This is a genomic window from Cuspidothrix issatschenkoi CHARLIE-1, from assembly GCF_002934005.1.
GTDB classification, from domain to species: domain Bacteria; phylum Cyanobacteriota; class Cyanobacteriia; order Cyanobacteriales; family Nostocaceae; genus Cuspidothrix; species Cuspidothrix issatschenkoi.
Window position 1 is genome coordinate 26,942 of the sequence record NZ_PGEM01000072.1, and the last position, 22,239, is coordinate 49,180.

Consider the following 22,239-nt stretch of genomic DNA (forward strand, 5'->3'; position numbering starts at 1 on the left):
ATGGCGAAATCTAACTGCGAGAATTTGCAAGTTTACCAATTAGCAGAAAAACTAGCTGATGATATTTGGAACATTGTTTTTCGCTGGGAAGAATTTCCTAAAGTAACGATTGGTAAGCAAATAGTACGTTCTGTTGATAGTATTGGCGCAAATATTGCAGAAGGTTCTGGTAGGTATAACTTTCAGGATAATTGCTGTTTTGTTAGAATGGCGAGAGGTTCTTTAAATGAAACTAGACATTGGTTAGGACGAGCTTACAAACGAAATCTGTTAACAAATGAAGAAGTAAATAGGCTTAAACCAATCATTGATGAACTTTCTCCTAAGTTAAACGCTTATCTTAACTCCATTGGCAATATTTCAGAAAAAACTCTGACCACTGACCACTGACCACTGACCACTGACCACTGACAACTAAACAATCATGCAAATCCGTCGTCGTTCACCTAGCCAAGTTATTAATATTTCTATACTTCAATATCACTCTGCTATAGAAGGTGCAGCACCAAATAACATCTTAGAAGAAATTGTTTGGCAAAAAGAGACAGAAGTTGAGCAAATGCGCGAAAAGCTACCTTTGCGGGAACTGCAAACACAAGCCTTATCTGCACCACCTGTTCGTGATTTTGTCGCTGCTTTACGTCAGGGGAAAACCAACCCGGCGCTAATTGCCGAAGTTAAAAAAGCTTCTCCCAGCAAAGGAGTATTTAGGGCAGATTTTGATCCAGTAGCGATCGCTCAATCTTATCAAGCCGGTGGAGCTAGTTGTCTTTCTGTTCTTACCGATGTCAAATTTTTTCAAGGCAGTTTTGAAAACCTCTCTTTAGTCCGAGGAGGAGTAGATTTACCTTTACTATGTAAAGATTTTATCATCTATCCTTACCAAATGTATTGGGCGCGAATTCATGGCGCAGATGCAGTTTTATTAATAGCTGCCATTCTCAATGATCAAGATTTACAATACTTTATTAAAATTGCTAATAACTTAAAAATGGCAGCTTTAATAGAAGTACATAATTTGGAAGAATTAGATCGGGTATTAGCTTTAGATGGAGTTTCTTTAGTTGGAATTAATAATCGCAACCTGGAAGATTTTTCCGTTGACTTGCAAACTACCTGTGAATTACTAACCGCTAGAGGTCAAGAATTACAGTCAAAAAATATTCTCATAGTTAGTGAATCAGGATTACACCACTCGGAGGATTTAAATTTAGTGAAAACAGCAGGAGCTTCTGCTGTACTGATTGGGGAATCACTGGTAAAACAACCAGATCCTCAATTGGCGATCGCTAATTTGTTTAGTTAATCACAACCTTTTCCCTTTTCCTTTTTGCCTAACGGCAATTATTTATTTCTTGTGTAACAATTAATTTGGGATTAGCTAAACTTTAACTAGTTAAAAATAGAAAATCCCCAAATTGTAATTTTAGAATAAACTACATGGAGCCAATTCCTTTACCATCTCCTATCCATTACGAACTTATACTTCAACTTTTAGAAAAGCAAACCATGACTTCGGTAGGTAACAATCAAGACCTACGGAATCAAGTGAATCAACTGATTATTACTCTGCGAAAAGCTGCTTCCCAACAAAAGCGACTAGAAGAAGCTTGTCAAGTTTCCTCCATCGTTATTGATCATCGTTGGTCTATTAACCATTTGCCGGATAAAGTTGATTGCTCCTGAGTAACGCATATTTCTCAACCCTGCCCTGAAACAGCGGGGGTTTTTCCCTATATTTAAGTAGGTTGGTGTTAAAAATTGTCCTGATGACAGGGCAAAAGGCAGGAGGTGGAAGGGAAGAGGTTTTTAAGAAACTTTACTTTTTGTTACACACTTCGATTTTTTTACACCTTTTTACTTACCATAAGATTTACTAATAGAATGTCCTAAGATTCCAATTTATGCGATCCTAGATAAAAACTATTTTATTTCGATAATACTAGCCTTAGTGCAAAAATCTATGGATTAAGAAGAAGAAAGAGAAAAACAGGGTGTATTGTTAAGTGCATGGAGTCAGAATGCGATTAGTTGAGCGACATATAATTAAACAGAACAATAAGTGGTTTAGAGAAATTGAAGGGAAAATTAAAACTGTAACTATCACCAAAAATTGCAGTGAACAATATTTCGCTGCTATTTTATTTGAAGATGGCAAGGAGAAGCCAAAATCAATTGCAGAAGGTAAAGTTCTTAAATACAAAGCAGAAAACGAAGGAAAGATTTATCAAGAAGTTGATAGATTCTTTCCTTCGTCAAAAACTTGTCATGTATGCCTTAATCAAGTGGGTAGTTTGCCGCTAGATATAAGATTTTGGACTTGTGAAAAGTGCCAGACTAAACATGACAGAGATATCAATGCAGCGATAAACCTCAGAGATGAGGGACTACGAATACTTCGGCTGCGCCTTGTACTGAGCGCAGTCGAAGGTTTGACCTCTGGAACGGGGGATAAAGCCTGTCACCCAGAAGTAAGTCGCAGTAATAGAGGACGAAAGAAGTCTACTACTGTGCTTTCTGCTGGACAGGAAGCCGACACTGTACCGTCAGGTCAGTGTGGGTAGTTCACACTCCGCAGTAGTGAATTTGTATTGTATCGTAGAGAAGTTTTCAACTAGGACAAACACCATGGATAATAAATTGATGCTGATGATTCCTGGCCCAACCCCAGTACCAGAAGCGGCTTTACTAGCATTAGCTAAACACCCCATTGGCCACCGTAGTGGGGAATTTAGTAGCATGATGGGAGAGGTGACAGAAAACCTCAAATGGTTACACCAGACCACAAGTGATGTATTGATGTTAAATGTTAGTGGTACTGGTGCGGTAGAAGCAGGAATCATTAACTTTCTGTCTCCAGGCGATCGCATTTTAGTCGGTTCTAATGGTAAATTCGGTGAACGTTGGGTAGAAGTTGGTCAAGCCTTTGGTTTAAATGTAGAAGCTGTTACTTCAGAATGGGGACAACCCTTAGACCCAGCCCAATTTGCAGCCAAACTCCAAGCTGATACGAACAAAGAAATCAAAGCTGTCATCATCACCCACAGCGAAACATCAACAGGTGTCATTAATGACCTAGAAGCTATCAACCGCCACGTTAAAGAACATGGAGAGGCTTTAATCATAGTTGATGCTGTCACCAGTTTAGGTGCTTATAACGTCCCTGTAGACGCTTGGGGTTTAGATGTAGTTGCTTCCGGTTCTCAAAAAGGCTACATGATTCCTCCCGGTTTAGGATTTGTTTCCGTTAGTCCTAAAGCCTGGGAAGCCTACAAAACCGCCAAATTGCCTAAGTATTATTTAGATTTAGGTAAATATCGCAAAGCCACCGCTAAAAATACCACTCCCTTTACTCCTCCAGTTAACTTAATGGTGGCACTACACACCACCCTGGGCATGATGAAGAAGGAAGGGTTGGAATCAATCTTTACCCGTCATCAACGCCAGAAAAATGCTACCCGTGCAGCAATGAAAGCATTGAATTTATCATTGTTTGCGGGTGATGAATGTGCCAGTCCTGCCATTACTGCTGTAGCCACTCCTGGCATAGAAACAGATAAAATTCGCTCTTTGATGAAAAAACAGTTTGATATTGCTTTAGCTGGCGGACAAGACCATCTGAGTAATAAAATTTTCCGTATTGGTCACTTGGGTTTTGTGAGCGATAGAGATATTCTTAGCTGTATTGCTTCCCTAGAAGTTGTCCTACCCCAAGTTGGCCATGATAACTTTACCCCCGGTACTGGTATAGCAGCAGCAGCAAAAGTTTTTGGACAATAGTTATTAAGCAGGTAATGGGTAATGGGTAAATTCTTCTCCCCTGCTCCCTACCTCTTCCCTATGCCGTTTCCAGCCAATCATAAATTTTTTCTAACTGTTCTAAAGTAATTAGCCCATACTGCCAAAGAGTCATTGTTAAAGAACCAGGATCTTGATCACGATGACGCAATGCTACAGCTAGAGAATCAGTAGAAATTGCCAAATCTTCCTGAAGAAAATTAATTAGCCGTGAATATCTTGATGGTGTCATTTGTATCTCACCCCCTTGAGTAGAATTGATGATCATAGATTTTTTTATTTATTGTGTGAGTATTGTATGATCGGTATTTTGTTGATCATCCGATTGTGAATTGTGGTGAATTGATTCCCCAGATAAATTCAGATTGGGAAAATTCAATACCTGAAAGGTTTATGGGGTTTTGGTTTTGACATTTTATGCAGCAATTTTATTTTTTAATACATAAAAAAGTGCTAAACCTTGATGAAATAAGAGTTACAAAAGATGGATTCGATTATTGTTTTCCGAGAGTGACAGAACAGAGATAGGTATAATTAAACAATTATCAGTCACTTTACCCTAAGTAGAGAAAAAGTTGCAGGTTGTGTGAGAAAAATTGCCTTTTCTCAATCAACCTCATATTAAGTCTGAACTAGATTAAACTACTGATAATATTGGTGACAAGCCGTAATAGAGTGTGTGATATGTGCTACTTGCAGAAATTTTGTTGAAGTAGCAAAGATGTCATAGCTTATAGTCCTCTATTGGCGACCATTGACACTTGCATCAAAAGAGAGATTTTTACCACTCTGTTTTCAAGTCGTGATTTTAACTGGAAAAAACTAAAATTCGATGTTATTGGAGCTACTGGTAAATATTAACCTCTTGATCGTTATTTATGCTAGGTTAGGTAATAATTTTTTTGACAAAATAATTCTTTATCAGAATCAGATAAAAACTCAGAATAAATACTTCTGCTATATCTAAACTAAAGGCTGGTAAGAAGATCCTGATCCTGTTTATTGAGAAGTTTTCAGATTTAAAGAATCAATTTTGACTTTATCTCCTTTCTTTAAACCTAGTTCTGCTGCTCGTCCTGATCTAAGTTCGATTACTTGATCTATAGCTACATCTGGTCCATAAGTAGGACAGGGTTTTCTATCACAAGGAGGAGCAGCAGCTTGGATATACTGAACTACACCTTTATTAAGAAATACCATGTCCAAGGATACAGGTACATTTTTCATCCAAAATTTTACGGGTTGTGGATCGGGAAAAACAAACAGCATTCCTCGATTATCTGGTAAAGCCGGTCTGTACATCAAACCCATCATTTGCTGTTCTGGTGTTTTTGCTACTTCTAATTGAATTTTAATATTTTTCCCAAAAGTAGCTTCAGCAGAAATTGGGAGATTTTGACCTAGATGGGCTGGTTTTTGTACTAGTAAATCTGGTCTCAGTGAAGGAGATTTAGCGGTGGTGGGTGGTGAACAACCTATCAGTAAGATACTAAGTAATATTGAACATAAACTGAGCCAAGAAATCATAAGTCATACCGAGAATGAGGAATAGGGTATAGGGTATAGGGAAAAAACAGTAATTTTACCCATCACCATTTGTCAAATCACCAATTAACTTATTGACTGGGATTTAGATTTTGATTATTTTACTTAATTTATGCAAAATTGCCCACATATTTAGACTGTATTTGTAATTATTTCTCGTCTTATGGATTTCACGAGTCTCTGAGGACGTATCCTACACCACGCACCGTTTGAATTAGACGTTTTTGACCTTCCTCTTCAATTTTTAGCCGCAGGTAACGAATATACACTTCAATCACATTAGACTCACCCATAAAGTCGTAACCCCAAACATTTTCTAAAATTTGTTCGCGGGTTAAGACTTCGCGGGGATGTTCCATGAGAAATTTTAATAGTTCAAATTCCTTCATGGTTAAGTCAATGGCCTTATTATTGTAGATAGCGCGACGTGTTCCTATATCCAAAACCAAGTCTCCAAAGCGTAATTGCTCTGTGGTATCAACATCAGGTTTGAGATAGAGACGAATCAGCTTTAAAAAATCTTCCGAACGATAGGGTTTAAGAATGTAATCATTAGCACCTGCATCTAAACAAGCTATGCGATCATCTACTGTATCTCTGGCCATTAATACCAATACAGGAGAATGATTACCAAGATTGCGGAGATTTTTACATACAGATAGTCCTGATTCTCCCACTAGCATTCGGTCTATAACAATTAAAGCGGGTTGACTGGTGCGACAATGTTGTAATCCATGAACTGCATCATGGGTGATAATGGCATCATAGCCAGCTTCTTGTAAATCAAAAGCTAATTGATTAGCTAAAGTTTCATCTGGCTCAATCACCAAAACAAAAACAGAAGGATTCTGAGTAGCTATCATATGGGGTTATGGGATTGGGGATTAGTAATTGGAAAAACCCTATCCTATGAGTTATAACCTGTTACCATGTTACTGGTATTCCACACAATAGTAACTCAAGTTACTAATTTTCCGATTATCCTTCCTGTATACAAAGTGCTGCAACTAGGTGGGCATTTACCACCAAACAAAACACTAACTGACAACTAACAATTAAGGTAATTCTACAGAATTAGGTTTAGCAATATGGGGCAAACCCCAACCTAGTTTTTCCCTCAGAACACGGAAAAATTCCGGTGACTGGAGACGAATAAACCGAGCGCTATAGGGCGATCGCTCTAAACATATTCTATCTTCTGTCAAAATATAACATCCACCATTGCCATCTACCACCATCACCAATCGGGGAATGTTTACAGGATAGATATTAACTGGTTCGTTATCAGGAAACACCAAAGCCCTAGAAGCTAGGGAATGGGGACAAATGGGTACTAACTGCAATACAGGTACACCAGGGGTAATAACTGGACCCCCCGCGCTTAATGAATAAGCTGTAGAACCTGTTGGGGTGGAAACAATAATCCCATCGGCCGCAATATCCACTGGGGAATGTTTGCCCACGACAATTTCAAAATGGCACATACAAGTTAAAGGTTCTCGATGTAACACCATTTCATTTAAGCAAAGGGCTTCCCAGATGACTTCATCTCTCCGTAGCACTTTGACGGTGAGCATAGCTCTATCTTCAATTTCATATTCGCCCGCCATCGCCTGTTCTATGGCTTCGGGCAATAGGTTGAGATAGGTTTCTGTCAAAAATCCCATGTGGCCAGTATTAACTGTGAGCATGGGAATACCGCAGGGAGCAACTAGGCGAGATGCTGCTAATACCGTTCCATCTCCCCCCAACACCACTGCAAACTTCATCTCCGAGTCAAAGCCAGGGGGCGTAAGACCTTCAATGGGTGTATGGACGACAGGACTATCTGGTTGAGAATAGCCCAGAATACCACTGATACTCGCAGTGACATAGACATCCCAACCAGCAGAGGTGAGCTTGTCTTTTAATTCAATAGCGACGCTACTCGCTATTGGTTTAACGTCGTTGTAGATAATGCCTGCTTTCGGCACACTCAAATATCCAATTTTAACGGCTGCTTGTTATGTATCCTAATAGTTACACATTTTTGACAAATGTCATGAGATTTTGGACTTACGATTTTGGATTTGGGATTGAGGATTTTTCCGTCCTCAAGGATTCCGAAGCCATATCAAATTGTTTTAGTCTAAAACCTAAAATTCCGAGTCACCATGAGTCTCATATTTATTTAGACCTCTCCGGAAATTAAATGTGCATTTTCCAGAAGCCTTGTAGAGACGTTCCATGGGTAGGTATTTTCGTCTCTACAATCTTTTTCACCAAGTGTCTATTGACTGTTGGCTTTGGAAGATTGTTTAAAGGGGGTTCTTTTATTTTTCAGCTTTTTGCTTTTAGCTTTCTCATAATCTAGCTCTTTGAGCTTCTTCATAATTCGGCTAAAATATTCTTGTAGATAAGCTTCCAGTGTGGTTGTTTCCTGTTTATCTAAGCCAAAAATAGTATATACTTCGTCCATTGCTTCTGCATTTAGAGCCTTACCACTGGCTAAAACTTCTGTAAAAGCCAATCTATCAGCTACATTCCATCCCCACTGAAAGAAGCGTAAGCAACTTTGTACAGTTCGTAGTAACCCAATGGGCATTCGTGTTACTTTTGCGTCTCTATCAGATAAGCGTTCACAAAGATTAATAATTTCCTCGGCACTCCAAGCCCGTGTTCCCACCACGGGAAAGGCTTGCTTTTCAGTTTCTGGTACACTCAAAGCCCGAATGGCAAATTTAGCAATATCTTGAGTGTCCATGTATGCAATAGGGGAGGATGTCCCTGTTACCCACACAGGTTGTTTTTCTAAAATAGGTATACCATATTGACCAATTAAGCCTTGCATAAAACCAGCTAAACGTAAAATCGTATAGTTTAAACCAGATTCTGCTAAAAATACTTCTGTACAACGTTTAATTTCCATTAGCGGCACATTAGGGTATTTATCGGCATCTAAAATGGAAAAGAAAATAAATCTTTCTACACCAGCAGCTTTAGCGGCTTGAATGAGTGATACTTTGCCATCCCAGTCTACTTCTTTAATTGTCAAGGAATCGGTGGCGCGGGATGTAGCAGCATCAATAACTGCCGTGACATCGGCCAATGCTGCGGGAAGAGTTTCCGGTTTACACAAGTCTCCTCTGACCAGTTCAGCACCCCACTCTTTCAGAAAGGCGGCTTTTTTAGGACTACGAACTAGACAACGAACTTTATAGCCTTCATCAATTGCGCGACGAGCCACTTGTCTTCCCAAGGTGCCGGTTGCACCAACTATTAATAATGTCATGGGGCTGGTTATATATTTTAATGTTTATGAAAAGAATCTTAACAGAATTATGTAAATAAAACTTTACATCTTTTTAATCAAAGATATAGAAGTCAGTTGTCAGTATAAAAAATTTTCTCCCCTGCTCCCCTACTCCCCTGCTCCCCTGTCCCTCTGCCTCTACTCTTCCGCGCCTTGAATTTTCAGTAACAAAGCACCAAGCGCCCAACCTACGAAGATTAGACCGAAAGATAGCATAGCTGCATTTAAGATTTCGCCGCCCATTTGCTGTAATTCTCCTTATTCTTTGTAAACTAGGTCTATGAGAACTCTTGAATTAGACCTTTATAAATAATTCTAAACCAATTTAGGGACGATAATTGAGGATGGGCGCGGAAATCCCATCCCCCTAACCAATGACAACTAAACAACTGACAAATGACTAATCAAAATAAACGTCCACGTTTGGCTCTGACGCTGGGAGATCCTGCTGGTATTAGTCCTGAAGTAATTTTAAAGGCTTTGGCAGATCCAGAAGTGACTCAAAATTGTAATGTGGTGGTAGTAGGCAGTAAAAATTTACTCGTCGAAACTTATGAAAATATCAGGAAAATTATTAATAATCCCCTCGCTTTGGCTAATCCTGCTGATTTGTCTATGATTGATGTTCCTACTGCCGATGACATTATTATAGGTGTAGGGAATGGGGCTAGTGGTGTAGCCAGTTTTGCTTATATGGAATCTGCTATATCTCAAACTTTAGCAGGTGAGTTTGATGGAATTGTTACCGGACCTATTGCTAAATCTGCCTGGAAAGCCGCCGGTTATAATTATCCGGGACAAACGGAACTGTTAGCCGAAAAGGCTGGTATAGAAAGGTTTGGGATGTTATTTGTGGGGCGATCGCCTTTTACTGGTTGGACACTGCGGGCTTTACTTGCCACCACACATATTCCTTTATGTCAAGTATCTGCTACATTAACACCACAATTATTAACAAAAAAATTAGATTTATTAGCAGAATGTTTACAGAGAGATTTTGGGATTAAAAATGGGAGAGTTGCGATCGCCGGGTTAAATCCCCACAGTGGGGAAATGGGACAATTAGGCACAGAAGAAATAGATTGGTTAATTCCTTGGTTGGAGTCAGAACGGCAAAAACGACCCCATTTACAACTAGAAGGCCCCATTCCCCCGGATACAATGTGGGTTAAACCGGGTCAAGCTTGGTATGGTAATTCTGTGGTCAAAAATCCTGCTGATGCTTACTTGGCACTTTATCACGACCAAGGTTTAATTCCGGTGAAGTTGATGGCTTTTGATCGGGCTGTAAATACTACTATTGGTTTACCATTTGTACGGACTTCACCAGATCATGGAACAGCTTTTGATATTGCGGGTAAGGGTATTGCTGACGCGACGAGTATGAAAGCAGCGATACAGTTAGCGGTGGAGTTGGTGAAGCAAAAGCATAGAGCGTAACCTTGGAATATATTAGACTTACCCTACTGACAAGGAAAAGCTAAATGATACTAGACAATGAAACTCGAGATCGGAAAGTTCATGAGTGGATTAAAAAATATACAGAAGAAGGTACTGTAGATATTGTTACAGGTTATTTTACCGTTGGGGCTTTAGCTTATCTTTCTCAGCACATTAATCATAAAATTGCTAAATTTCGACTAGTGCTTGGGGATATTGTTAACTTATAGGACTTACGCACTGTACAAATTCACCATGATGTGCATGAACGAAAATCCGTCGTTTCAGGCTTTTGGCGATTAACTTCCGATCAATAGTGATCGCCCAAAAATAATTAAAAAATCACGTTAAAATGCCCGAAACCCATACCTCATATTTGGTTGATCCTGTCAATGCGTAAGTCCTAACTTAGATAAAATTGAAAATCGTCCGTTAGATTTACTAAACGAGAATATTACCATTGAAGCGGCTCTAAATCTTAGTCTTTTGGCACAGCAAGCTGTGATGTTTTTAAAAGAGGTAATAAGGCTTCTATAGATAGAATCAAGCAAAATGTTACAGTTGATGGTAAATATCAGCTAAGTAATTTCGATTTAATCAGTTGGGTTTTAGTTACAGTATAAGGTGAGAATCACGGATTTTACGGATTACACAGATTGTACGGATTAACTAACTATGGAACTAACAAGATTTAATGAAATGCATTTTTTACCCGCTTTAAAGGATTTTTTTGGTGGGCTAAACGTACCTATTAATTATATAGATGATAAGCCAACTTCGGCAAAGGAAATATTACAGAATACCTATAAAGATAATGATTCTTTTAGGTTAATTAATGATGTTTATTTTGTTGGGTTAGTTGATGATGCGGCTTTTAGTAAAAAGCAAGGTTTAGAGATTGATCAAATTAAATCTGATTATGATGGAATTTTGATTTTTGGGGTAACTTTAAATAATCGTGATCATGGACAATTACCAACGCGATCGCAGTTAGCAGAAATATCACGGGCTTTTAATCGGGAGTTTTGTTATACTCCTGTAGTGATTATTTTTAAGTATGGCGATTATCTAGCATTTGCCAATACTGAAAGATTAAAATATAAGGATAATCGTGAAGGTGAGAAAGCGGGAAAAGTAACTCTATTACGAGATATTGATATTACACAACCACATTCAGGACATCAACGTATTTTAGCAGAGTTGGCAATTCCCAAACAAGGTAAGGATCGGGTAGATTCTTTTGCTAAGTTATATGCTTATTGGCAAAAGGTACTTGATGTTAGTTTGCTGAATAAGAATTTTTACAGAGAACTTTCTAACTGGTATTTTTGGGCAGTGGGGCGTGTCACATTTCCGTCAGAGCCTACATTAATTGAAGCTCAGAATAAAAAAGTTAGTCTTGAAGATTTGCAAAAAGAACACCAGTCTAAAAATGTGATCCGTTTGCTGACACGATTGCTTTTTGTTTGGTTTATTAAAGAAAAAGGGTTAATTCCTCCAGAGCTTTTTGAACTTGATGATTTACAAACCAACATACTTAAAAATATATCTCCCTATCATGATTTAGGGTTATTTAAGCAGGTAAATCAAGATAGTATCTATTACAAAGCGATTTTACAAAATCTGTTTTTTGCGACGCTAAACTGTCCAATTAAACCAATGGAAAGCCATGATAATCGTGTGAGAGGCTTTCGGAAGAATCAGTATTATGGACAGAATAGAGATGCTAATTTTTTGATGCGCTATGAAAAACATTTCCAAAATTCAGATCAGTTTGTGGAAATGATGAATAGTGTTGTTCCTTTCTTAAATGGCGGTTTATTTGAATGTTTGGATGATAAAACAAATAATATTTTTATTGACGGATTTTCGGATAATTTACCTAAAAATGAGCAGTTAATTGTCCCTGATTATTTGTTTTTTGGTGTTGAGGAGAAAGTTGATTTAAGTGCAGATTATGGCGTAACTAATAAAGCAACTAAAGAGGTGGCAGTAAAGGGTTTAATTAATATTCTCAAGGCTTACAAATTTACAATTACAGAAAATACACTGATTGAAGAAGATGTTGCACTCGATCCTGAGTTGTTGGGTAAGGTATTTGAGAATCTTTTGGCTAGTTATAACCCTGAGACAAAAACGACTGCTAGAAAGCAAACAGGCTCTTTTTATACGCCCCGTAAAATTGTTAATTACATGGTGGATGAAAGTCTCATTGCTTATCTAAAAAATAAGTTATTTAATCAAGAGTCTGGATATAAAGAGGAAGATTTAGATCGGCAATTGCATCAACTTGTTTCTTTTGATGCTGTTAATCCATTTGAAGGAAATGCTGAGGTTCAGAAACGGATTATTAACGCTTTGGATAAATGTACTATTCTTGATCCTGCTTGTGGTTCGGGTGCTTTCCCGATGGGAATTTTACAAAAGATGGTACATATTTTATTTAAGGTTGACCCGAAAAATACGGAATGGAAACACCGTCAAATTGCCAGAGTTGAAGCAGCTATTAGTCAGTTAGAGGAGTTAGAAGAAGCTCAATATCGGGAGCAAGGTATTCAAGATTTGCAAGCCCAAATTCAGGATATTGAGGAGGCTTTTGCTAATAATGAGTTAGATTATGGGCGTAAGTTATATCTGATTGAAAATTGTATTTATGGGGTAGATATCCAGTCGATTGCTACCCAAATTTCTAAGCTGCGGTTCTTTATTTCGTTGGTGGTTGATCAAAAAGTTGATCCGAGTAAGGATAATTTTGGGATTCGTCCTTTGCCTAACCTCGAAACTAAGTTTGTGGCGGCTAATACTTTGATTGGCATTGAAAAACCTGCTCAAACAAATTTGTTTGATACGCCAGAAATCAAGAAATTAGAAGCAGATTTGAAGAAGATAAGGCATCGTTTATTTAGTTCTAAATCTCCTGGTCATAAGCGCAAATTGAGAGATCAGGATAAGGCTTTGAGAGAAAAAATTGCTGCGGTTTTACAAAAAAATGGATGGGAAACTGATACTGCAAATAAATTAGCAAATTGGGACCCATACAACCAAAATATTTCTTCTCCTTTCTTTGATTCAGAGTGGATGTTTGATATTTCAGATGGCTTTGATGTTGTGATTGGAAATCCGCCTTATGTGCGTATTCAAGACATTCAAAATAGCTATCCAGACCTAGCTGCTTATCTCAAAAATCACTATATTGCAGCATCAGGAAGTTTTGATTTATATTGCTGCTTCATTGAAAAAGCAATTTCGCTAAAAAAAACAAAGGGTAGCATTGCTTATATTGTCCCTCATAAATTTTTTCAAGGAGCTTTTGGTAAACAACTTAGAGGATTAATTGCTAAAGAAAAAATGTTGAATCAGATTGTGGATTTTGGATCTAGCCAAGTTTTTGATTCAGCGACAACTTATACCTGTCTGTTATTTTTAAGTAGTGGTAATGAAAGCTTTAAATTCAGTGAAATTCAGCCATTAGCTCAACAGTTAGACCTATCAAATATTTTAGACTTAGTAGGAAAAGAACATGATATAGAGACTGATCTAGTAAAAATTGGAACTATTTCTAATAAAAAAGTTAGCGAAAAAGAATGGAATTTTGCTATTGGAGGGAAATCTGAAATACTTACTAAGCTAAGATCACAGCCCCGCACTTTAGCCGATGTATGTAGTAAGATTTTTCAGGGAATAGCAACAAGTGCTGATAAGATTTACTTCTTAGAACATATCTCTGAGAAAAATGGAATAATTACGGCTTATTCAAAGTCTTTGAATCAAGAAGTAAAAATTGAGAGAGATTTTGTAAAGCCATTGTTAAAGGGTGCAGATGTCCACCGTTATCAAACATTAAACCATAAAACCTGGTGTGTTTTTCCATATAAACTTCAAGAAAATAAAGCAACTCTCTATACTCAATCTGAAATTCAAAATCTCTTTCCGATGGCCTGGCAGTATTTATTGAATAATAAATTTGAATTAGAAAATCGAGAAAGTGGAAGGTTTAAAAATGAATGGTGGTGCTTTACTCGCCCTCAGAATATGACGGAGTTTGAAAGAGAAAAAATTATTACTCCTGACATTGCTTCGGGTTGTCAAATGACACTAGATTATTATGGTTTTTACCATACAACAACTGTTTATAGTTTTATTTTTAAACAAGATACCGAGGAATCATTAAAATACTATCTTGCTTTATTAAATTCTCAAGTTTTATGGTATTTCTTAACGGCAACAGGTTCAGTTTTAAGAGGTGATTACTTTAGATTTAAGACAAATTACTTGATGCCATTCCCCATCCCCACAGCCACCGCAGCAGAACAAAAAGCGATAGAAGAATTAGTACAGAAATGTCTCAATGCCAAAGGTCAAAACTGCCAACAATGGGAGCAAGAAATAGATGAAAGAGTAGCGCGACTGTATGGATTAAGTGACCAAGAGATGCAGATAATAAAAGGGTTGAACGCGGATTAAACGGATTACACAGATTGAGCGGATTAGGGTATCTGTTATAGTAATAGACAATTAAAATCCGTGAAATCCTTTAATCCATATAATCCGTGATTCTGACCACAATTAAATTTTCCAGTGTTTACACCTTGCTGCTCTCTGGTGGGTCAAACTTATACCCATAACCGCGTACAGTTTTAATAAACTCCGGCATACTTGAATCAGTTTCCATTTTCTTACGGAGTTGACCAATATGCACATCCACAACTCGACCATCTCCCACATAATCACAACCCCAAATCTTTTGGATCAGTTGGGTGCGACTCCATGCTTGTCCAGGATGGGTAGCGAGAAAATGCAAAATATTAAACTCCAAAGCAGTTAAAGCTAAAGGTTTATTGTTAAGTGTTACTTCTCTTGCGTCTGAGTTAATGGCTAATTGGTTAAAAGTTAAGCGTTGTGATCGACTAGGCTGGATATAGCGAACCCGTCTTAACAAGGCTTCTACTCTAACTTCTACCTCAGCCAGACTAAATGGTTTAGTTAAAAAATCATCTGCACCGGCGGCCAGGACTTTAATTTTATCAGCTTCATCATTACGACTCGTCAGAATCATGACTAAAACACCGGTGCGATTTTGCATTTCTTGACAAAGTTTATAGCCATTTGCATCTGGTAAGTTCCAGTCTAGAATCACTAAATCAGGATTTAATTGCTCAAACAATGTTATAGCAGTTTTACCATCCGCAGCCGATTCTATTTGATATTTCCGACTCAAGAAACGTTGAATGAGGTTACGGACAGTATAATCGTCATCTACAATCAGAATCTTGGAATTGGTTGGGGAAAGCGTATCCATAGGGCAATCTATTATTGTTTTGGCAATTGGTTGTGATGATAGATGCTTACTTTTATTATTGAAAGTTAGTTTACTCTCAACCCCTGATTTTACTTGCATCAACAAGATTAAAAGTATTTTGTTGCTTGATAGAGTACGATAATCTCTGGTAAATGCCACCCTACTCTAGAGTTATTTTTAGGACTTACGCAAAATATGTTTGAAAGCCCGATTTTTTTTGTAGGGGTAATTCATGAATTACCCCTACTCTCGTCCTCACCTATCAAGTAACTACTCTGCTATAGCTAAATTTTCCATGAAGTTCGTGCAAACTTTAGACATCTTACTCTTAAAAAAAAGTATAAGTAATGTACAATTTTGGTATTTTTTAAAAAAATTTTTGTATAAATTAGAGACGTAAATAGATACAAAAAAGAAGATAGATATTCATATCTTCAGCAGTATAAGATACCCGAATCAAATAAAAAAATCGGGTATCTTATATGCTAGATAAAATTGAGAATTACTACAGGGAAATTAATACTGTGGCACAGAAGCATCTACTTCTTGACTCCAAGCACTAATTCCACCTTTGACGTTAGTTCCCACAATACCTGCTTCCTTAAGAATAGCCAGAGCCTTGGCAGAACGTCCACCCATTTTACAATGGGCAATTAAACGGTGTCCGTTAACCAATTCTTTTACCTTAGCGACACCATCACCATTTTCAATATCTGGTAAAGGTACTAATACCGAACCGGGAATTTTGGCAATTTCGTACTCGTGGGGGTTGCGTACATCTAGCAGTACAAAGTCTTTTGCACCACTATCTAGTAATGCTTTTAATTCCTTGACGGTCATTTCTTGAATTTCCATCTGCTGTTTTGCTTCTTCTGCTTGCGCTTGGGGAATACCACAAAATTCTTCGTAGTCAATGAGTTTTTCAATCACTGGACGGATGGGGTTAGGACGCAGTTTCAACTCCCGGAATTTCATATCTAAAGCATTGTAAAGCATCAAGCGTCCACTGAGGGTATTACCTTGGCCAATAATGATTTTGACCGTTTCTGTGGCTTGGATAACACCAATTATTCCCGGTAAAATTCCTAGTACACCACCTTCCGCACAGGAAGGAACCATTCCTGGTGGTGGTGGTTCGGGATATAGGTCACGATAGTTAGGGCCACCTTCGTAGTTAAAGACGGTTGCTTGTCCTTCAAAACGGAAGATTGAACCGTAAACGTTAGGTTTGTCTAGCAATACACAAGCATCGTTGACTAGATAGCGTGTGGGGAAGTTATCAGTTCCATCCACAACAACATCGTAGGGACGAATGATATCTAAGGCGTTTTCTGAACTTAACCGAGTTTCGTATAAGTCAACCTGACAATGGGGGTTAATTTCATGAATACGGTTTTTCGCTGATTCAATTTTGGGTTTACCTACCCAGGATGTACCATGAATGACTTGACGTTGTAAGTTAGAAAAATCAACAACATCAAAATCAACAATACCGATGCGGCCTATACCGGCTGCTGCAAGATATAAAAGTAGTGGTGAACCTAGTCCACCTGTACCAATACATAACACACTGGCGGCTTTAAGGCGTTTTTGTCCTTCTAGCCCCACTTCTGGCAAAATTAAGTGGCGAGAGTAGCGTTCGTAGTCGTCTTTTGTCAACTGGATTTCATCCAGATTAGGATTTAGCATAATAGGAAGATGCAGAATCTCAGAGTATTAATGTTAACTCAAAGTTGATAACTTTATGTGTGCAATTTTTTCAGGCTGAAACTGCTGCTTGTCATCAAGAGTCCAGCTTTGCAGTTCTCCAGCTTGACCTTTGTGTACAGATAATATCACATAAGAGTATTCTGTCCAAGCGTATATTCTATCCCATTCTGAAGGAATAGCTGGATAGTTAGGATGGGAATGATAGATACCAATAATATTTAAATTGCGGTTTCTGGCTTCTTTTTGGGTTTGTAACATGACTTGGGGAGCGATCGCATATCTTCTGCTGGTACTATATTCTTCTGGGTTTTCTGTAAAATTACCTTTTTGTGTATTCCAGACGTTTTCTGTGGGGATGATTTCTACTACAGTTTTATATTCATTATTTTTATACCCTAAAATTAGCCCACAGCATTCATCTGGGTAGGTTATTTGAGCATGGTTTTTGATAATTTCTATATGATTGGTTTTGAGTTGAATATTCATAGTACCTTGCAAACGCAGATAAACGCAGATCAAGAAAAAAGAGGGATAAATATCAAGTTAAGAATCTAACTTTACCAGTATTAATATCATAGTAAGCACGGACAATTTTTAATCTGTCATCACGGATTAATCCATCTATAATTTGTGAATTATTTTGCAATTTTCTAGCTTGGTATTCAATTTCCATATTATCTATAGATATTCGTTGCATACAATAACAACAAATATAGCCTTGTTCAGTCAACAATGTCCTTTCAAAACTTGAGGAGAATGAGTAGTAACAATAAATTGACACTTGGGAAATGTTTTTCTAAAGCTAGAAATAACAATTCTTTGCCATTGAGGATGCAAATGTAAATCTATTTCATCAATTAATATGATTCCTGTTCCTTTTCCTAGCAATATCATCTGCTGATATATCAAATTCTAATTTCTTTTTTTTACTTGTCTTTTGTAAAAGAGATACAAATTCTGATAAAAATACAGCAATACTATCTAAAATAGATGATTTACCTGAACCATTCACTCCAATAAAAACAGCTAAATCTGGAGGAAGTTTCAATTTCAGTTCTCGAAAACCTCGAAAGTTTTGTAAATGTAGTTCTTCAATACGCATATTCATAAATTGAATATAATTGTAAATTCAAAGCATCAACAAGATGATATTTTCATCTTATCAAAAATTCCCGGTTTTACAACATGAAGAATTATTGTAATTTTCCTAACTTGAAATTATTTAATAATTACCTAATCTCCATTTTCTGTTATCACCCTTTCTAAAGGTTTATCCCAACTATCAATAGGTAATTGAGAGACATAAGCAAAATCAAAAACTACTCCTATAGTTGGTTTCTTATCCCAACCTGGAGAACTTAATAAACGGTCATAATATCCCCCACCATAACCTAAGCGGTATCCTTGGACATCACAACCTACGCAGGGAACAATAATTAAATCTACTTCTTCAATCTCTATTATGGGTGCTTCGTGGTGAGGTTCTGTAATACCATAAGCACCGATATTAATTATGTCATCGGGTTGCCAAGAATGCCAAACTAGAGATTTATCAACACAACGGGGAAAACCCCAACGTTTATTAGTGTTGGTATACAATGAACTCAGATCAGGTTCTTGACGAAAACTGAAAAAAGCAAGAATTGTATTTGCTTGATTAAACATAACTGAGTTTTGGATGTTGGTGGTGAGGCGATCGCTCTTTTCTCTCCATTCTAATAATGTCATTGACTGACGTTTTTGGAGTAAAGTCCGCCGCAGTTCTTTTTTATTTAGCTGAGACAATTTTAGATTTTAGATTTTAGATTTACAAGTAGGGGTAAAGCAAATAAACTTTTGCTAAACCCTAACTTATTTCTAGCAACTGACGTAAGAATTAAGATCAGGTGATAAGATCCCCGACTTCTTTTATTTATTGTGGGTATAAATTTTAAATTTATCACAATAAGTCGGGGATCTGGGTGTCAACAATTGCTATAGCTGAATACTTACCAACTGACAAATTTATGCAGCGTTTTTACGCCACCACTCAATAGTATTTTTCAACCCTTCTCTAAATTCTACCTGAGCAGTGAAGCCAAAAGCCTGTTTTGCCCTTTCTGTATCTAAACAACGTCGAGGTTGGCCATTAGGTTTGTCGGTTTCCCAGACAATTTCCCCCTCATATTCCATCAATTCGCAAATTAGGGTAATTAAATCTTTGATGGAGATTTCGTAACCAGTTCCTAAATTGACGGGTTCAGCATCATTATAAAACTGAGTTCCCATCACTATCCCCCGTGCAGCATCGGTTGAATACAAAAATTCACGGGTAGGAGAACCATCACCCCATACAGGAAGCTGCTTTTCTCCCTTTGCTTGGGCTTCTTGCACTTTACGAATTAAAGCAGGAATAACATGAGAACTTATCGGATCAAAATTATCTTCAGGTCCATATAAATTCACTGGCAATAGATAAATACCATTAAAGCCATACTGCTGACGATAGGATTGCAATTGCACTAACAAGGCTTTTTTTGCCACTCCATAGGGGGCGTTAGTTTCTTCTGGATAACCACTCCAAAGGTCATCTTCTTTAAAGGGGACGGGGGTAAACTTAGGATAGGCGCAAATAGTTCCTATACAGACAAACTTTTCTATCCCCTGTTGATAAGCTGCATGGATTAACTGAGTCCCCATGATCAAGTTATCGTAAAATAACTCGCCGGGTTTTTCTCGATTTAAACCAATACCACCCACATGGGCAGCTAGGTGAATGATAATATCCTGTTGGTCTGCCGCCCGTTGGCAATTTTCCCAAACCCGCAGATCACAATTGTGCGATCGCGTCACCGTAATTTTCCCACGATCAGCGCCATTTTGACAGAGTTGATCTATCACCTGACGACCGAGAAAACCCGCTCCACCAGTTACAAGAATCCGTTTATTTACTAAATCTAAAGCTGTCATGATTTCTATTCTTGATCTGAATTAAAAGTGTAAAGATCCCAATTCTTGACGAGTAGTAGCAATATCCTGAGGTAGTTTTGAACCATTACCATTAGTAGCAATACAACCCAAAGCTTGTAAATCAGCTTCTACCATGAGTGCAACCAGTTCTTTAAATGTTACAGATGGTTTCCAACCTAATTTTTGCTGTGTCTTAGTTGGATCACCTATTAACAAATCTACTTCCGCAGGACGCAGATAACGTTCATCAAACTCTACGTAATTTTGCCAATCAAGATTGACATAACCAAATGCTAATTCTAGGAACTCTTTGACTGAATGGGTTTCACCAGTGGCCACCACATAATCATCAGGTTGCTCTTGCTGCAACATCAACCACATGGCTCTTACGTAATCTTTCGCGTAACCCCAATCTCTCTTGGAGTCCAAATTACCCATGTAGATATTTTTTTGTTTACCGGCGACAATACGGGCTACGGCTCTAGTTATTTTACGGGTAACAAATGTTTCACCCCGTCTTGGAGATTCATGATTAAACAAAATACCATTACAAGCAAACAAATTGTAAGATTCACGGTAATTCACCGTTTGCCAGTGGGCGTATACCTTAGCACAAGCGTAAGGACTGCGGGGATAAAAGGGTGTGGTTTCACTTTGGGGAACTGCTTGCACTAAACCATACATTTCCGAAGAACCAGCTTGATAGAAACGAACTTCAATACCTGTACGGTGTTGGTAGTCGCGGATGGCTTCTAATAACCGCAAAGTTCCCATACCCACAGCATCTACTGTATACTCTGGAGAATCAAAACTAACTCTGACGTGAGATTGAGCGCCTAAGTTATAGATTTCTGTAGGTTTGACTTCTTCTAAAATTCTTCGTAGTGTTGTCCCATCTGTTAAGTCTCCATAGTGGAGAAACAAACGCACACCCTGTTTATGAGGGTCTTCATACATATGATCAATGCGGTCTGTGTTAAAGGTAGAAGTGCGGCGAATAATCCCATGTACTTCATAACCTTGTTCTAGTAAAAACTCAGTTAAATAAGAACCATCTTGACCAGTGATACCAGTGATTAAAGCCAGTTTTGCTTGTGTCATGCTTAATGATATCTCGTAGTTTTTCTCTTGAAAATTGCCAACAGTTTGATCTAAAAAAGGAGTTTAGTGGAAGCGCCATCAGATAGTTGACGCTACAAGTATTAGTTGCTATCAAAAGTTAGCTGTAAACAAACATACTCAGTTAAAAAATATTTAACAAATAATTACCAATCTACAATAGCGTATCTGAGATATTCAACACTGCAAAGTTGGGAGTTTGATAAATTAAGCTATTCAGGAATAAATATAATCTATATTTTCATAAGCTGGAATACTTTTTGGGGCATGATTTTGCCCCACAACATGGAATTTGGCTAGTAAAGTTAGTAAGCTCCTTTATTTTTGGGCATAATCACAACATTAATTGTTTTGAGAATGATCCACAAATCCAGCCAAAAATTTCTAAAATTGACATAGTGGATGTCTATTTGTACCCGACGGTGATAGGGTATATCATTGCGTCCAGATACTTGCCATAAACCAGTGATACCAGGACGAATGGTTAAAACATGATTGATATAATCACCATATTTTGGTAATTCATCTTCTACTAAAGGTCTAGGGCCAACTACACTCATGTCTCCTTTGAGAACATTCCAGAATTGGGGAAATTCATCTAAACTGGTAATTCGCAAAAAATGACCAATTTTAGTAATTCTAGGGTCGGTTTTGAGCTTAAAATTGGTTTCAAATTCCGCTCGTAAATTGGGTGATGTTGCCATCATTTCGACCAAAATTTCGTCAGCATTATTCACCATAGTCCGAAACTTAATACAGTTAAAACTACGGTAATTTTTCCCTACCCGTTCTTGAACATAAAAAATCGGACCTTTTGAGCTTATGGCTATTAATAAGGCCAATATGATGTAAACGGGAGAAAACAAAATTAAGACTGACAAGGAAAAAACTATATCAAACAGTCGTTTAAAAAACTCTCCGTATAAACTCTGAAAAGATAAACTTTTGGATTTCACCTTTGGCTGTTTAACTTTTTGACCGCGTTTTGATAAAACAGCCGTAGATTTACTGCTATCTTTTCGCGGGTATCGCTTGCCGGAGAGAAGTGAACTCTGGGCAGTCATCATACTCCTTTATAATCCACACC

The 22,239-nt window shown here is 37.7% G+C and carries 24 protein-coding genes; 8 read left to right on the forward strand and 16 right to left on the reverse strand.

Annotation, left to right across the window (positions count from 1 at the left end; genetic code table 11):
• The 5 genes from CUN59_RS10510 (at window position 1) to CUN59_RS10530 (ending at window position 3,780) form a co-directional block, all read left to right on the forward strand.
• On the forward strand, window positions 1-390 hold the full coding sequence (locus CUN59_RS10510) for a four helix bundle protein (protein WP_104387801.1): 390 nt from the start codon (window positions 1-3) through the stop codon (window positions 388-390).
• Window positions 391-424: 34 nt separating this feature from the next.
• Window positions 425-1,306 (forward strand): indole-3-glycerol phosphate synthase TrpC, encoded by an 882-nt coding sequence (gene trpC, locus CUN59_RS10515; RefSeq protein WP_104387802.1) that lies wholly within the window; start codon window positions 425-427, stop codon window positions 1,304-1,306.
• 134 nt (window positions 1,307-1,440) lie between these two features.
• Window positions 1,441-1,686, forward strand: coding sequence for a DUF5340 domain-containing protein (locus CUN59_RS10520; RefSeq protein ID WP_104387803.1), 246 nt, complete (start codon window positions 1,441-1,443; stop codon window positions 1,684-1,686).
• Between the two features lie 335 nt (window positions 1,687-2,021).
• On the forward strand, window positions 2,022-2,564 hold the full coding sequence (locus CUN59_RS10525) for a zinc ribbon domain-containing protein (RefSeq protein ID WP_243406915.1): 543 nt from the start codon (window positions 2,022-2,024) through the stop codon (window positions 2,562-2,564).
• Window positions 2,565-2,628: 64 nt separating this feature from the next.
• Window positions 2,629-3,780, forward strand: coding sequence for a pyridoxal-phosphate-dependent aminotransferase family protein (locus CUN59_RS10530; RefSeq protein ID WP_104387804.1), 1,152 nt, complete (start codon window positions 2,629-2,631; stop codon window positions 3,778-3,780).
• Between the two features lie 58 nt (window positions 3,781-3,838).
• On the opposite strand, the gene CUN59_RS10535 is transcribed toward CUN59_RS10530, so the two are convergent.
• The 6 genes from CUN59_RS10535 to petM form a co-directional block, all read right to left on the reverse strand.
• Window positions 3,839-4,066: a DUF2949 domain-containing protein gene (locus CUN59_RS10535; RefSeq protein WP_104387805.1), complete on the reverse strand. Its 228-nt coding sequence runs from the start codon at window positions 4,064-4,066 to the stop codon at window positions 3,839-3,841.
• A gap of 731 nt (window positions 4,067-4,797) precedes the next feature.
• Window positions 4,798-5,325 carry a DUF192 domain-containing protein gene (locus CUN59_RS10540; RefSeq protein ID WP_104387806.1) on the reverse strand — a complete coding sequence of 176 codons (528 nt, stop codon included), beginning with the start codon at window positions 5,323-5,325 and terminating at the stop codon, window positions 4,798-4,800.
• 188 nt (window positions 5,326-5,513) lie between these two features.
• Window positions 5,514-6,206 carry a response regulator transcription factor NblR gene (nblR, locus tag CUN59_RS10545; RefSeq protein WP_104387807.1) on the reverse strand — a complete coding sequence of 231 codons (693 nt, stop codon included), beginning with the start codon at window positions 6,204-6,206 and terminating at the stop codon, window positions 5,514-5,516.
• A 192-nt stretch (window positions 6,207-6,398) separates the two neighbouring features.
• A complete protein-coding gene (locus CUN59_RS10550) occupies window positions 6,399-7,316 on the reverse strand; it encodes an NAD(+) kinase (protein ID WP_104387808.1) in 918 nt (305 codons plus the stop codon).
• A 296-nt stretch (window positions 7,317-7,612) separates the two neighbouring features.
• The gene (locus tag CUN59_RS10555; RefSeq protein WP_104387809.1) at window positions 7,613-8,614 is read right to left on the reverse strand and encodes an SDR family oxidoreductase; all 1,002 of its coding nucleotides are present in this window, start codon (window positions 8,612-8,614) and stop codon (window positions 7,613-7,615) included.
• Window positions 8,615-8,773: 159 nt separating this feature from the next.
• Window positions 8,774-8,878: a cytochrome b6-f complex subunit PetM gene (petM, locus tag CUN59_RS10560; protein WP_104387810.1), complete on the reverse strand. Its 105-nt coding sequence runs from the start codon at window positions 8,876-8,878 to the stop codon at window positions 8,774-8,776.
• Window positions 8,879-9,031: 153 nt separating this feature from the next.
• On the opposite strand from petM, the gene pdxA reads away from it, so the two are divergent.
• From pdxA to CUN59_RS10575, 3 genes are all read left to right on the forward strand, one after another.
• Entirely contained in the window at window positions 9,032-10,075 is a 1,044-nt protein-coding gene (gene pdxA, locus CUN59_RS10565) for a 4-hydroxythreonine-4-phosphate dehydrogenase PdxA (RefSeq protein ID WP_104387811.1), read from the forward strand.
• Window positions 10,076-10,119: 44 nt separating this feature from the next.
• Window positions 10,120-10,305 carry a phospholipase D-like domain-containing protein gene (locus CUN59_RS10570; protein WP_207765406.1) on the forward strand — a complete coding sequence of 62 codons (186 nt, stop codon included), beginning with the start codon at window positions 10,120-10,122 and terminating at the stop codon, window positions 10,303-10,305.
• Window positions 10,306-10,750: 445 nt separating this feature from the next.
• Complete coding sequence (locus CUN59_RS10575; protein WP_104387812.1) at window positions 10,751-14,539, forward strand: Eco57I restriction-modification methylase domain-containing protein; 3,789 nt, start codon at window positions 10,751-10,753, stop codon at window positions 14,537-14,539.
• A gap of 118 nt (window positions 14,540-14,657) precedes the next feature.
• Here the strand turns inward: CUN59_RS10575 and CUN59_RS10580 are convergent, their stop codons facing one another.
• From CUN59_RS10580 to CUN59_RS10625, 10 genes are all read right to left on the reverse strand, one after another.
• Entirely contained in the window at window positions 14,658-15,374 is a 717-nt protein-coding gene (locus CUN59_RS10580) for a response regulator transcription factor (RefSeq protein ID WP_104387825.1), read from the reverse strand.
• Window positions 15,375-15,890: 516 nt separating this feature from the next.
• Window positions 15,891-17,063 (reverse strand): molybdopterin-synthase adenylyltransferase MoeB, encoded by a 1,173-nt coding sequence (gene moeB / locus CUN59_RS10585; RefSeq protein ID WP_104387813.1) that lies wholly within the window; start codon window positions 17,061-17,063, stop codon window positions 15,891-15,893.
• Between the two features lie 33 nt (window positions 17,064-17,096).
• Window positions 17,097-17,570 carry a M67 family metallopeptidase gene (locus CUN59_RS10590; protein ID WP_104387814.1) on the reverse strand — a complete coding sequence of 158 codons (474 nt, stop codon included), beginning with the start codon at window positions 17,568-17,570 and terminating at the stop codon, window positions 17,097-17,099.
• Between the two features lie 52 nt (window positions 17,571-17,622).
• Window positions 17,623-17,781, reverse strand: a complete 159-nt coding sequence (locus tag CUN59_RS10595; RefSeq protein WP_207765407.1) for a carbonic anhydrase — start codon at window positions 17,779-17,781, stop codon at window positions 17,623-17,625.
• 29 nt (window positions 17,782-17,810) lie between these two features.
• The gene (locus CUN59_RS10600; RefSeq protein WP_243406916.1) at window positions 17,811-17,978 is read right to left on the reverse strand and encodes an AAA family ATPase; all 168 of its coding nucleotides are present in this window, start codon (window positions 17,976-17,978) and stop codon (window positions 17,811-17,813) included.
• Window positions 17,938-18,192 carry an AAA family ATPase gene (locus CUN59_RS10605; RefSeq protein WP_104387815.1) on the reverse strand — a complete coding sequence of 85 codons (255 nt, stop codon included), beginning with the start codon at window positions 18,190-18,192 and terminating at the stop codon, window positions 17,938-17,940. The genes CUN59_RS10600 and CUN59_RS10605 overlap by 41 nt, the downstream gene beginning before the upstream one ends.
• Before the next feature lie 125 nt (window positions 18,193-18,317).
• Window positions 18,318-18,869 (reverse strand): 5-formyltetrahydrofolate cyclo-ligase, encoded by a 552-nt coding sequence (locus CUN59_RS10610; protein WP_104387816.1) that lies wholly within the window; start codon window positions 18,867-18,869, stop codon window positions 18,318-18,320.
• A 219-nt stretch (window positions 18,870-19,088) separates the two neighbouring features.
• The gene (locus CUN59_RS10615) at window positions 19,089-20,033 is read right to left on the reverse strand and encodes a GDP-L-fucose synthase family protein (protein ID WP_104387817.1); all 945 of its coding nucleotides are present in this window, start codon (window positions 20,031-20,033) and stop codon (window positions 19,089-19,091) included.
• A gap of 21 nt (window positions 20,034-20,054) precedes the next feature.
• A complete protein-coding gene (gmd, locus tag CUN59_RS10620; protein ID WP_104387818.1) occupies window positions 20,055-21,134 on the reverse strand; it encodes a GDP-mannose 4,6-dehydratase in 1,080 nt (359 codons plus the stop codon).
• 323 nt (window positions 21,135-21,457) lie between these two features.
• Window positions 21,458-22,216, reverse strand: a complete 759-nt coding sequence (locus tag CUN59_RS10625; RefSeq protein WP_104387819.1) for an undecaprenyl-phosphate galactose phosphotransferase family protein — start codon at window positions 22,214-22,216, stop codon at window positions 21,458-21,460.
• Window positions 22,217-22,239 lie beyond the last annotated feature (23 nt).